Raw genomic sequence first — 12,998 nt, forward strand, 5'->3', positions numbered from 1 at the left:
TATTAAGCGTTAGGGTGTGCGATCAGCTTGGCTGGTGCGCTTCGCGCGATACGTTCTGAAGGAACAGGCTCCGCCAACGCGCTCTATCTTAGCCGTAGCTGAAACACTTTCCTAGACAGGGATTGGCGGTTTTGGTTACGGGATGCGATCGCAATGATCCTAATCTATGCCAATTTCTCGTTTAATTGCTTCAGCTTGCTCAAAGAATTCTCGATTTGCGGTTTGGGTTACGGGGTGCGATCGCAATGATCCTAATCTATGCCAATTTCTCGTTTAATTGCTTCAGCTTGCTCAAAGAATTCTCTGGCTTTCTGTTCTTGTCCCATGGCGCGGTAAGTTAATCCTAAATTGTAGAGCGTGATAGCCTCACCTCGTCTATCGCCTATTTCCTGGAAAATCGATAAAGACTGCTGATACAATTCAATCGCTTTTTCGTATTGGGAGAGATTTCCGTAAGCTATTCCCAAATTCATGAAAGAACCAGCCTCACCTCGTCTATCGCCTATTTCCTGGAAAATTGATAAAGACTGCTGATACAATTCAATCGCTTTTTCGTATTGGGAGAGATTGCTGTAAGCTGATCCCAAATTCATGAAAGAACCAGCCTTACCTCGTCTATCGCCTATTTCCTGGAAAATCGGTAAAGCTTGCTGATACAATTCAATCACTTTTTCGTATTGGGAGAGATTGCTGTAAGCTGATCCCAAATTCGTGAGAGACTTAGCGACACCTTGTCTATCACCTATTTCCTGACGAATCGATAAAGACTGCTGATGAAATTCAATCGCTTTTTCGTATTGGGAGAGATTATTATAAGCATTTCCTAAATTATTGAGAGAGTCAGCTACACCTCGTCTATCGCCTATTTCCTGGAAAATCGGTAAAGCTTGCTGATACAATTCAATCGCTTTTTCGTATTGGGAGAGATTTCCGTAAACATTTCCAAAATTCATAAGGGACTTAGCGACACCTTGTCTATCACCTATTTCCTGACGAATCGATAAAGACTGCTGATGAAATTCAATCGCTTTTTCGTATTGGGAGAGATTATTATAAGCATTTCCTAAATTATTGAGAGAGTCAGCTACACCTCGTCTATCGCCTATTTCCTGGAAAATCGGTAAAGCTTGCTGAAACAATTCAATTGCTTTTTTGTATTGGGAGAGACTGTAGTAAACATTTCCAAAATTGTTAAGAGAGTCAGCTACACCTAGCTGATCACCTATTTCTTGGAAAATCGATAAAGACTGCTGATACAATTCAATCGCTTTTTCGTATTGAGAGAGACTGTAGTAAGCTATTCCCAAATTGTTAAGAGAGTCAGCTACACCTAGCTGATCACCTATTTCCTGGAAAATCGATAAAGACTGCTGATACAATTCAATCGCTTTTTCGTATTGAGAGAGACTGTAGTAAGCTATTCCCAAATTCGTGAGAGACTTAGCGACACCTTGTCTATCACCTATTTCCTGAAAAATCGATAAAGACTTTTGCCAAGACTCAATCGCTTCCCGAAATTGACGCCTTTGAAATTGCTGCAATCCCTGTATTAATAGTCTATCGGCTTCTGCTTTTGAGGTATTCTGGGTTTGGGCGAATATGGGTGAGACAGCTAAGGGATTGATTCGGGGAGGTAAGGTAACGGTTAATCCGACAAGGGTGATAACCGTTAGGGTAAGTTGGGAAAATAGGCGAGTTCGAGTCATAGTAACGGATAGTAGTTCGGTTTCCGGTTTAATATCGGGCTTACTGGGCATTCAGTCATGCCATGAAACTCACACGCAAGAAGAAAATCCTGCTATTGATTATCGCATCCATGGTTGCAGCCGTTGGATTGGATATGGCGATCGCACGCAGGTTTGAATCAGGGCGGGTTTTGTTGATAAGTTATCGGTGAGTGGCTAGGTTTAGTGGCTAAACCCGCCCCTACAAGTCCACCAGAAGACGTTCCAACGGAACGTCTCTACGAGTTTCCCCATAATTCACCGGAACATCCCGAAACAAACTTAACCCCACCACTACGGGATTAAGAGCCAGAATCTGACTGAGTACCTGTGCCAAAAGGCGATCGCTTATCGGATAATGGTCTAAGTCCTGGATATCCGCCTCGGTTATCCCTACAATCACTATATAATCGCTATAGGCGGCGAGAAACGCTTCCGGACTAACCTTTATTGACATACAAAACAACCATTAACCTTAAAAAATAATTAAGCTTTATTGCTCTGATTTTTAGAATAGTTTTAACAAAAAATTTAAGCCAACTTGATAAGATTTGCTTGAAACAGGCTTATGCTAAAGTAGTGACTGACTAGGGAATCCTAAACCATTGTTCCCTTAGTCAGTAAAAATTAACGTTTAAAGACAAACAAGTATCAGGTTCAGATATCTACACCTGTCCCTAACCTATCTGCATACCCATGAGCATGACCGAAACCACATCCTGGAACGATGTCCGCATCGCCTTTAAAAAAATATGGGGATATGATAATTTCCGTCCGCCTCAAGGTGAGATTATTCGGAGTATTTTGGAAGGGCGAGATGCACTGATTGTGTTACCGACAGGTGGGGGAAAATCAATTTGTTTTCAACTTCCCGCCCTCTTACAAACCGGATTAACCTTGGTGATTTCCCCGTTAGTTGCTCTAATGGAAAATCAGGTACAGGAATTGCGCGATCGCAACTTACCCGCCGCCCTGTTACATAGTCAATTAACCCCGCAACAACGGCGACACACGCTGCAAGCCCTGGAAAACCAGGAACTCCGATTACTTTACCTCTCTCCAGAAACCCTATTAAGTGCGCCCGTTTGGGAACGACTCTCTCAGCCCCATCTAAAAATTAATGGATTAATTCTCGATGAGGCACATTGTCTGGTGCAATGGGGTGATACCTTTAGACCCGCGTATCGGCGTCTAGGCGCAGTACGACCCACCCTACTCAAATCTAAACCACCCGGCAGCCAAATCCCGATCGCAGCATTTACGGCGACGGCTGATCCCAGCGCCCAAGACACCATCAGCCAGGTGTTGCAATTACAACACCCCCAAGCCTTTTTAATCAGTCCCTATCGCCAAAATCTCAACCTAGACGTGCAAATTGTCTGGACACCACGGGGACGCCGCCAGAAGATGTTACAGTTCATTCAAGCCAGAAATCGGCAATCGGGGTTAGTTTATGTCCGTTCCCGGCGAGATGGCGAGGAATTAGCCCAATGGTTTGGGGAACGGGGGTATGCGACAACCGCCTATCACGCCGGGTTAAGTTCCCAAGAACGGCGAGAGATTGAACAGAGTTGGCTGAGTGGCAAAACCCAATTTGTGGTGTGTACCTGCGCCTTTGGGATGGGCATCAATAAGCCTGATGTGCGTTGGGTGGTACATTTTCAGCCTCCCCAATTATTATCAGAATATATCCAAGAAGTCGGTCGCGGTGGACGCGATGGCAAACCCGCAGACGCCCTGACGTTGATCAGTGAGCCGACGGGGTGGTTAAATTCAGAGGATAAGCAAAAGCGTCAGTTTTTTGTTGATCAGATGCGATCGCAATACCAAGACGCCCAGCGTTTAGTCAAAAAGCTACCTGAACATGGAAATGTAGCCGCTGTCAGCCAACAATTTCGCCAGGGTGAGGTTGCATTAGCCCTGCTGCACAGTGCGGAACAATTGGAATGGCAAGATCCCTTTCATTATCACAAACACCCATCCTCCGATTCCCGCGCTTTGGTTAACTTAAGTTCTCACCAAGTCCAAGTACAGAAACTGATGACACAATACCTGACAACTCGCCAATGTCGTTGGCAGTTTTTATTAAAGGCGTTTGGGTTTAAAAAGGAGGCGATGGGATTAAAATGTGGACATTGTGATAATTGTCGGAAATAGGCAATAGGCAATAGGCAATAGGCAATAGGGAGATGAGGGAGCTGGGGGAGATGAGGGAGATGAGGAAGGTGAATGATCAATGACTAGAAAAGAGTTTTATGTGTAGGGGCGGGTTTCACTACTATCATTTTTTTGTCCACCCTAATGTCACTAAACCCGCCCTGTCTAAATGACAAATGCCCAATGAAAAATGACCAATGAAAAATGACCAATTACGAATGAAAAATAACAAAATTATTTCTATTTTTATAAGTACATTTTTATGGGTAACTGTATCCTCCTCCCAGAGTCTAAACGCTCAAGGTGAAGAGGGATTACAGTTACAAGATTTTAGTTACTGGGCTAACCTCTGTGCTTCCCAAAAAGAGGCGAAAAACTATGAAGAAGCCCTAGAAGCCTGTGATCAAGCGATCGCGTTAAATCCTAATGAACCTCAAGCCTGGATTGATCGAGGTGATATTCAACGGGCATTAAATAATTATGCCGAAGCCGCCGCCTCTTATGGGCAGGTGATTCGCCTAGAACCGAGACATTCTGAAGCCTGGGCAAAGCGATGCGCGGCAAATATTCAATTGGCAAACTATGAAGCCGCGATAACTGACTGTGAAACGGCGTTGCAAATTGATGAAACTTGGAATCAGGTGACACGGGCTTATGCGTTGTATCATCAAGGGTTAGCCCTTTGGGGACAAGCCGAACGAGAAAAGGCGCTATTTTCCTTTGATTTAGCGGTTCAAAGTAATCCAGATTATTCCCTGGCTTGGGCGCAACGCTGTCTGTTATTATCCCAATTTGATCAGACGAATGATGCTCTTAATTCCTGTGAACGGGCGTTACAGGTGAATGGGGATTGGGGAAATCGGACTCCCGCGATCGCGTGGACGAATCGTGGTAAAATTCTGGCTCAGTTGAGACAGTATGACGCCGCTCTAGAGTCTTATGATCAAGCCTTGGCGATTGACCCCAAGGATGCAACTGCTTGGACGGAACAAGGTAAGGTTTTATTAATTATTGGTCAACTGGGTGAAGCGTTAACCTCTCAGGAATGGGCGCTGAAAATTCGTCCCGATTATGCTTTAGCCTTAGCCAATCAATGTGCCACTTTGAATCAACTGAGTCAATATGAAGATGCTTTAGCCGCTTGCGATCAAGCGATTCAAGAGGGAGATGGGCGTTGGGGAGAAGAAGGGGCGGCGTATGCGTGGAGTCATCGGGCGGATGCGCTGACGGGTTTAGGTCGATTTCAAGAGGCGTTGGCATCCGCTAATCGGGCGGTAGCACTCAATCCTGACTATGCTGATCCCTGGAGTAGTCGGGGGGCGACGCTGTGGTTTATGGGGCGGTTTGAAGAGGCGCTAGGGGCGACAGAACAGGCGATTGCGATTAACCCCAATTCCTCGAAGGGTTGGTTTAACTATGCCCGAATTCTGACCACATTGGGAGAGTATAATGAAGCGCGTGCTGCTTATCAACGGGCGCTGTTAGGGGATGCGAACGTGGGCAATATTCTGACTCTGGCAGAGATTTGGGTGAATCTGAGTGGCTTAGATTTCCGTTTGCAACGCTATCAAGAGGCGATCACCGCAGCCGAACGAGCAATTGGCATTAATCCGGATTTGGCAGCAGCATGGTATAATAGGGGGTTATCACTCATGGCATTAAATCAATACCGTGATGCTGTAGTCACTTATAATCGTGCGATCGCGATCGATGCAGAGAATGCTGATTTTTGGGCAGGTAAAGGCATAGCGCTACGGTTTTTAGAGCAATATCCTCAAGCCTTGGAAGCCTTGCAAACCGCATTAGAATTGAATCCATCTCATCCGCAAGCATTGGTTAATCAAGAGTTTGTTATGCAAAAGTTACAAACGCCTAATGGGATGGAGGCTTTACCAAATTCAGGGGTTAGGTAAAATCGAAAAATCTGGATGTTAATGCTTCTCCCCTACGAATGCGTGATTTCCTATCCGTTCTACAACACTTACAGCGCTTTTCAAGTGGGGAGGGCGGGTTTTGTTGTTCAGTTATTGGTGACTAGCTGAATTGATTCCCTAAACCCGCCCCTACAATTGTCCCTAAACCCCCATTGACAATCTTTAATTTTACTTGTGTCCACCGATTTATGAAACATTCTAAACCGTTAACGGCATACCGTGATTATCCTCATGGGGTTGATGCTGTTGAGGATAATACGCCTACCCTTACCTCAGACGGATTTTAACGTTGCGATCGCAGAACCCTATGGTAGACTTCCGTGATGAATATGAGTAACTGATGCCAAACTGCGGTAAACTAGAATAATACGTTTTTGAATTTTTTAGCAGAATTTTGTTACAAGCCCTATGACTGTGGTAATTTCAGCAGCTCGTTCAGCGACATCTGCTGCACCAACTCAAGCTCCTGAAAAATCGCGTCAAGTTACCCGCAAGCCTTATCCTAACTATAAGGTGATTGTTCTCGATGATGATTTCAACACCTTTCAGCATGTCCATGACTGCTTGGTGAAGTATATTCCCGGAATGAGCAGCGATTACGCTTGGAAACTGACGAATCAGGTTCACTTTGAAGGTCAAGCCATTGTTTGGGTTGGTCCTCAGGAACAAGCTGAACTCTATCACCAACAGCTAAGTCGGGCTGGATTAACTATGGCTCCCCTGGAGGCGGCGTAAATGTAGAGACGTAGAATGCTACGTCTGGGAGAGGGGGTAATGATTTTGCACAAAACTGATCGATATGCAATTTAGATGTACAACTTATCATGGGTAAGTCCAATGGCGGTAGACTGGTTTGGAATCACTCAACTCACTTACCCGGGTTGATTCCGGTTCTAGAACGTCTCACTAGCTATACAGGGATTCAAACGATTACGCCGGCTGTCATTGGACGGGCGAGAAGTCATCGTCCTCGCTTAGAATTAAAAGTGTCTGTACCCATTCGCGGTGGATATAAAATTATAGCTCGCTCTGGTAAAACCTTTCAAGAAGTGTTTATTGTTACTGAGTTGAGTAAGCGAGAATTAGAAGGTGCGATTTCACAAGCCTTGAAAAAGAAAAAGTAATCAGTCAAGTGTAGATGCGGTGTAGGGGCGGGTTTAGCCGCTTAATTGCGATACCCACTGATAACCTTTAAACAAAACCCGCCCTTTTCCTTCTAAGCTTATCCCAATTTTTACCACGGACTTCCCACTAATGTAAACGCACTCCAATAATAAGGATGCGTCAATTCTCTATCCGGTAAATCAGCTAACTGGGGCGGTAAAGGAATCGTATAATTCGGAGTCACCAATTGACCATTTTCTATTCGCACCTCACCCCGAATCATCGCTAACTGTGCCTGTCGCAATGCTTCAGCTTTAATCGGGACTTCTTTTAACTGGGAATAAAAGGTAGTCATTAACCCCAACGTCGCGTCATCACTGACATACCAGAGACTACCCAACGCTGATTTTACTCCCGCTTGTACTGCCAAGCCAGTAAATCCTAACTCAGCTTCTTCATTCCCTAACGCTGTACGACAGGCGCTTAATACCATCAGTTCCACAGGTGGATTACTTAACCCCAATTCTCGAATTTGGTTCAAGGATAGTCTAGTATCCCAAAACTGGATATATGAGTTTTCCGGCTTACCCGATTTAAACTCCCCATGGGTAGCTAAGTGCAGGATACCAAACGGGGTTCGATTGCGAACTGTTTTCAATCTTTGGGGAGTAAACGTATAATTTAGAAAGGATTCACCCTGCCATAATTTATCAGTAATCGTCGCCAACTCAATCGGGACAGCCGGTAAAGGATTTTGATCTTGAAATTCAGACGCCCCCATTGCCAACACCTCCAGATTTCTCACATCCACATAGCGGGTATCCGTCAGCGATAAACTCGGCATCAACCCAATACTATAGCGTTCCAAAATAAACCCATTCCCATCATGCAAAACCGCCATCGGTAATGAACGCAACCCTACATCCACAACAAACGCCAAATTATTAATCTCTCGACTCGCCAACTCCGCTTCCAAAGGGGCAATTAACCACTGATAAAGCTGTTGTGACACCGGAAGATAAGGACGAGGAATCCGCACATCCGTCACAGCGCGACGCAATTGTTGACTCCTATTCAAAACCTTCTCTCGCGTCGCCCCCGGTACAGAAAATCGCATCGGTTTCCCCTCAGCCGTCACCAAAATCAACTCCAATTGTTCCCCTGAAGAAGACAACAAATCCTCCTCAGACATCGCCACCAAACCGCCATCCCCCTCTGCGAACCTCTGCGCTACCCTCTGCGTTCCTCTGCGTTTCCCTAAATGCTTAACTGACGCATTTGTCGGCACAAACATGACATAAACCAGCGCAGGTTTCACCCCAGCCACCCGTTCAATTCGTTGTAACGTGGCTTGGGCTTGTGCCAAGGTAATAATTGGCGTATCCCCTAACCCAAAATACTCCTCATATTGATTCGTAAACGCCGCTTCAGCTTCAGCTATTGGATTGAAAACCGGGGAACTCGCGACTATCGCACTCTCTTTTGTGATATCGTCAGTGTCATCAGTCTGGGAACAATAAGGTGGACAAGTTCCCGTAATTGTCGGGGTAATAATCTGAATATTTCCTAACGTGAAACTACCCGGAAACGATTCAAACGGGGAAATCGTAAACTCACCACTACTAATCCCTGCACTTGTCCCATTGGTTGTTCCATCTCCCACATCAAACGGAGTTCCTTGCACACCGCCCCCGTGACGAATTGTAATATCACCACCTTCGATTCCGCCTGCTGTAGAGATACTGGTAAGACTCCCATTTTGGTCAGTAAAATCGTTCGTAGCCCGGAAAAATCGCTCTGTGGTGATATCAACATTACCGCCGTTTCCATTACTCCCACCTTGGGCATTAATCACGCTAACCTGAATATCGCCACTGGGGTCTAAAATAACATTACCGCCATCACCAACACTCCCACTAGTATTAATTTCGCCTGTTGTAATCGCCTGTGCTGCTTGGATTACGATATTACCGCCGCTGTTTCCAGAACTATTCAGGTTTCCAGTAGTAACGGTGCTGTTATCGCTGGTTAAACTAATGTCCCGACTGGGATTGAAAATATCGCCCGTGCTGATATCTTGGTTTGCCAATAGCGTTAATGTGGCGTTGTCGTCTCCGAATAACGTACCGCTTGTGTAGTTAATCGAATTGGCTTGTAAGGTAACGGGGTCATTAAATGTCGCATCACCCGCCAATGTGATTACACCGGTGTTATTGTCGCCTCCGATAATAAGTTGAGTAAATCCGTTTTGTAGATTAGTGAGTTCGTTGGTATTAAGATTCAAGCGAGTATCATTAATCGTGTTGCCAATTGTAATGCCTAAATTAGGGTCTAGTGGTTGGATTTGAAGTAGAGTATTGCCTTGAATTGTTCCTAACCTGATTTCATTAGCCGTGAGACTTATATTACCTAATCCGCTAGCGGCAATTCCACCATCATCTCCAACTAAAATTCCCTGGCTGGTGTTATCTGCGCCGTTAACTATTCCTTCTAGACTAATATTACCTGTCCCGGTTGTTTGAACAACACCGCCACCAAACCCTAAAACACTAAACCCACCCACCCAAATGCCATAATGATTTGTTCCTGTTCCTTGACTAGTTCCCTGAAGGAAAATATCACCGTTGATTGAGGTAACTCTGGAGTTTTCTTCGATAACGACAATACCATCATTACTCATCGTTCCTTGTCCACTTGTTCCCACGAGAGTAATGTTTCCACTTCCAGTGGATTCTACGCCGCCGCCAGCGACAATAGAAATACCATCGTTCCCGAATTCTCCATTACTGGTTGCGTCAGTTGTACCTGTAATTTCAATCGCACCTGTTCCTGTTGATTGAACTAAAGCACCCTCTTGAATCGAAACACCGTGATTTTCTTGTCCAGTACCATTACCACCAGTACCTGTTAGGCTAATATTTCCATCACCTGAAGAAACACGAGAATTTGTCCCAACAATCCTGATTCCACCATTAATATTTTGTCCGTTTCCACCCGTTCCCTTAAAACTAATTGTTCCGATTCCCAACGATTCCACTACACCACCGTCTGTGACAAGAATACCGAAGTTTTCGTCACCCATGCCAATACCTGTACCCGTCAGATTAATATCTCCATCGACTGAAGAGATACTCGAACCTGCATCTCCCAGTCTTATCCCACTATTATTATCCGTTCCGGTTCCGCCTGTCCCTATCAGGGTAATATTCCCGGTTGCGGTGGATGTCACCACACTACCATCGACAATAGAAATACCATCGTTAAATCCTCCTGTTCCCGTACCGCCAATACCTATCAAACTAATCGTTCCGTTAACTGAAGAAACAGTCGAACCCGCATCTTGCATTTTTATCCCATCATTACCATTCGTTCCGCTTCCGCCTGTACCTGTCAGGGTGATATTTCCATTTTCGGAGGATGTCACCGCACTACCCTCGACAATAGAAATACCATCGTTGAATTCTCCCATTCCCGTACCGCCAATACCTATCAAACTAATCGTTCCGTTAACTGAAGAAACAGTCGAACCCGCATCTTGCATTTTTATCCCATCATTACCATTCGTTCCGCTTCCGCCTGTACCTGTTAGAGTGATATTTCCGGTTCCGGAGGATGTCACTGTACTACCCTCGACAATAGAAATACCATCGTTGAATTCTCCCATTCCCTCACCGCCAATACCTGTCAAACTAATCATTCCATTCACGGAAGAAACAGTCGAACCCGCATCTTGCATTTTTATCCCATCATTACCATTCGTTCCGCTTCCGCCTGTACCTGTCAGGGTGATATTTCCATTTTCGGAGGATGTCACCGCACTACCCTCGACAATAGAAATACCATCGTTGAATTCTCCCGTTCCCGCACCACCATTCCCTGTCAAACTGATATTTCCATTCACGGAAGAAACAGCCGAACCCGCATCTTGCATTTTTATCCCATCATTACCATTCGTTCCGCTTCCGCCTGTACCTGTTAGAGTGATATTCCCGGTTGCGGAGGATGTCACCACACTACCCTCGACAATAGAAATACCATCGTTAAATTCTCCCATTCCCGCACTACCATTACCTGTCAAACTAATCGTTCCATTCACGGAAGAGATACGGGAGTTTAAATTACTAATACTAATTCCGTCATTATTATCTATCCCATTTCCACCTGTACCTGTTAGAGTAATCGCACCTATTCCAGTTGTTTCTATTACACTACCATCGTTCACAACAATACCGAAATTGTTGTCACCACCGTCACCTCCCGTACCTGTAATATCAATACTGCCATCTCCAGTGTTAATGGTACTGTTCTTAATAGTAACGCCAGCAGTAGAGGCAGCATTACCCCTACCCGTGCCGATGAAATTTCCACCTCCTGTATCAATCGTGGCATTGGTAATGTCCAGAATACCACCATTTATATTATCGAAATCAGCATTAAGGGTGACATTCCCACCATTCGTTCTAATGTTCTGATTAACGACAATCTCGTTATTGGCTTGAGCGGTAATTCCGACTCCGCTTGCACTAATATTAATCGCTGCATCAAAAGTAATATTATTAGTTGCTTGCAGAATCACGTTTGCCACGGCAGCATTAATCGTGCCATTATTAATCGTGTTATCTTCTCCAGGATCATTAAATGCATCATTTGCGGCTAGTTGATTGGGAGTATTTTCACCTGCGATAACGGTTATATTTTCGGGGTCTAAGAGCAACTGACCCAATTGACCTTGCATCGCTAGTAAATTAACAGTGCCAGCATAATCTAGATACTGTTTGCCCGATATTTCAGCAAAGCCACCATCACCACTTTCGCTACCGCCTCGTGCTGTAATTGTTCCATAAAATCGGCTGGCTTCATCTGCCCAAATAATAATCCGTCCCCCATTCCCATCAGTTAAAGCATCTGCATTAATGGTTGAATTTTCGCTAACAAATGTGATATCAGCATTGGGAATAGTGCCTTCCCCTTGATAATCCCCACCAATTCTTACCGTACCGCCACCATTGATACCAGAGGCGTCAAGATTGGCGGAAAGTAAGCCAACTTTTTTGCCAATCACATTGATTTCACCGCCAGTTGAGGGTGAGGAGGAGGGCGCAAAGCCTTGCGCCCCTACGGTGTCGTCAACGGTGTCGCCAATGGTTTCGTCAATCGTGGAAACATCGATTGTGCCAGAAATAATTGCAACTCCTGTTTCATTGGGTAGGGTTATCTGAGAGTCTGCTAGTTTTACTTCTCCTGATGGAGTGACATCAACGCCAGTCTCTACCGTTTGGGCTGAACCTGTTAACAACTCGGCGACATTTAATGGTGTGATTGGCACTAATACCCCGTCTTGATTCCGAGGCGCAGTAATCTCTAATGAAAGTAACTGTCCCGATTGAGAAATCCTCACCCGATTTGACCCTTCAACTGCCGTAATTGTAATCTGTCCCCCAGGTGCTGTTAGTTCCCCGGTGTTAATCACGGTTCCCCCTAATAGGGTTAACGTCTGTCCCGGAGAAACGGCTAAATTTCCAGCATTGACAATTGTCCCCGATTGGGATAAATCAAAGGCAAATTGATTGGGTTCTCCTACCAACTGCTGATAATGATTATCCCCAAATGCATTGAACCAAAGATTATCGCCAAACCCAATACCTGTCGCGGTTGTTGCGATAAAATCGGCGGGAACATTTAATTGAGCATTTGTGCCAAAAACAATCCCGGCTGGATTCATCAAATATAAATTCGGCGTTCCCCCTGTCACCTGAATCAAGCCATTAATCAGTGAGGGATTTCCGCCAACCACTCGCCCCAAAATATTCCTCAAATTCGGATTCGCCAGAAAATTGGCAATTTGCCCTGCATCTAAGCCAAATTCCTGAAAACTGTGGAAGAGATTCGCCTCATCTGCATCCAGACTCCCCCCGGAAATGTTAAACTGATTCCCCTCCGGCGTAATCATTGTCCCCGTACCATCAGGGGCGGCGGTGATGGGTTCAGCGTTTGTAGTCGGCGCTGTCTTCACCACCAAAATTAAACCCGCAACTAGAAACAACCAACTAAAGCACCATTGAGCAGATTTCATGGGAGT

At 45.2% G+C, this 12,998-nt stretch carries 8 protein-coding genes; 5 read left to right on the plus strand and 3 right to left on the minus strand.

Annotation, left to right across the window (positions count from 1 at the left end):
- Window positions 1-251: 251 nt before the first annotated feature.
- A complete protein-coding gene (locus MC7420_RS14085; RefSeq protein WP_006101140.1) occupies window positions 252-1,757 on the minus strand; it encodes a tetratricopeptide repeat protein in 1,506 nt (501 codons plus the stop codon).
- 11 nt (window positions 1,758-1,768) lie between these two features.
- Here MC7420_RS14085 and MC7420_RS43360 point away from each other — a divergent pair, with 11 nt between their 5' ends.
- Complete coding sequence (locus tag MC7420_RS43360; RefSeq protein ID WP_006101200.1) at window positions 1,769-1,897, plus strand: hypothetical protein; 129 nt, start codon at window positions 1,769-1,771, stop codon at window positions 1,895-1,897.
- Window positions 1,898-1,926: 29 nt separating this feature from the next.
- On the opposite strand, the gene MC7420_RS14090 is transcribed toward MC7420_RS43360, so the two are convergent.
- Window positions 1,927-2,181: a CHASE2 domain-containing protein gene (locus MC7420_RS14090; RefSeq protein WP_006101081.1), complete on the minus strand. Its 255-nt coding sequence runs from the start codon at window positions 2,179-2,181 to the stop codon at window positions 1,927-1,929.
- Between the two features lie 239 nt (window positions 2,182-2,420).
- Between MC7420_RS14090 and MC7420_RS14095 the strand changes: the two genes are divergently transcribed.
- The 4 genes from MC7420_RS14095 to MC7420_RS14110 all read left to right on the plus strand — a co-directional run bounded on the left by MC7420_RS14095 (window position 2,421) and on the right by MC7420_RS14110 (window position 6,939).
- Window positions 2,421-3,881 carry a RecQ family ATP-dependent DNA helicase gene (locus MC7420_RS14095; protein WP_044207204.1) on the plus strand — a complete coding sequence of 487 codons (1,461 nt, stop codon included), beginning with the start codon at window positions 2,421-2,423 and terminating at the stop codon, window positions 3,879-3,881.
- Window positions 3,882-4,078: 197 nt separating this feature from the next.
- The gene (locus MC7420_RS14100) at window positions 4,079-5,794 is read left to right on the plus strand and encodes a tetratricopeptide repeat protein (RefSeq protein WP_006101260.1); all 1,716 of its coding nucleotides are present in this window, start codon (window positions 4,079-4,081) and stop codon (window positions 5,792-5,794) included.
- A 429-nt stretch (window positions 5,795-6,223) separates the two neighbouring features.
- Window positions 6,224-6,550, plus strand: coding sequence for an ATP-dependent Clp protease adapter ClpS (gene clpS / locus MC7420_RS14105; RefSeq protein WP_006101197.1), 327 nt, complete (start codon window positions 6,224-6,226; stop codon window positions 6,548-6,550).
- Window positions 6,551-6,639: 89 nt separating this feature from the next.
- Window positions 6,640-6,939 carry a DUF2103 domain-containing protein gene (locus MC7420_RS14110; protein ID WP_006101256.1) on the plus strand — a complete coding sequence of 100 codons (300 nt, stop codon included), beginning with the start codon at window positions 6,640-6,642 and terminating at the stop codon, window positions 6,937-6,939.
- 110 nt (window positions 6,940-7,049) lie between these two features.
- Here the strand turns inward: MC7420_RS14110 and MC7420_RS14115 are convergent, their stop codons facing one another.
- Window positions 7,050-12,992, minus strand: coding sequence for a CHAT domain-containing protein (locus tag MC7420_RS14115; RefSeq protein ID WP_006101301.1), 5,943 nt, complete (start codon window positions 12,990-12,992; stop codon window positions 7,050-7,052).
- Window positions 12,993-12,998: the final 6 nt, after the last annotated feature.

This window comes from Coleofasciculus chthonoplastes PCC 7420, from assembly GCF_000155555.1.
GTDB classification, from domain to species: Bacteria; Cyanobacteriota; Cyanobacteriia; order Cyanobacteriales; family Coleofasciculaceae; genus Coleofasciculus; species Coleofasciculus chthonoplastes_A.

What these genes read in the sequence shown, in the direction of transcription:
- MC7420_RS14085 (WP_006101140.1), bottom strand. Translation starts at nt 1,757, where the DNA reads ATGCCCAGTAAGCCCGATATTAAACCGGAAACCGAACTACTATCCGTT.
- MC7420_RS43360 (WP_006101200.1), top strand. Translation starts at nt 1,769, where the DNA reads ATGAAACTCACACGCAAGAAGAAAATCCTGCTATTGATTATCGCATCC.
- MC7420_RS14090 (WP_006101081.1), bottom strand. Translation starts at nt 2,181, where the DNA reads ATGTCAATAAAGGTTAGTCCGGAAGCGTTTCTCGCCGCCTATAGCGAT.
- MC7420_RS14095 (WP_044207204.1), top strand. Translation starts at nt 2,421, where the DNA reads ATGAGCATGACCGAAACCACATCCTGGAACGATGTCCGCATCGCCTTT.
- MC7420_RS14100 (WP_006101260.1), top strand. Translation starts at nt 4,079, where the DNA reads ATGAAAAATGACCAATTACGAATGAAAAATAACAAAATTATTTCTATT.
- clpS (WP_006101197.1), top strand. Translation starts at nt 6,224, where the DNA reads ATGACTGTGGTAATTTCAGCAGCTCGTTCAGCGACATCTGCTGCACCA.
- MC7420_RS14110 (WP_006101256.1), top strand. Translation starts at nt 6,640, where the DNA reads ATGGGTAAGTCCAATGGCGGTAGACTGGTTTGGAATCACTCAACTCAC.
- MC7420_RS14115 (WP_006101301.1), bottom strand. Translation starts at nt 12,992, where the DNA reads ATGAAATCTGCTCAATGGTGCTTTAGTTGGTTGTTTCTAGTTGCGGGT.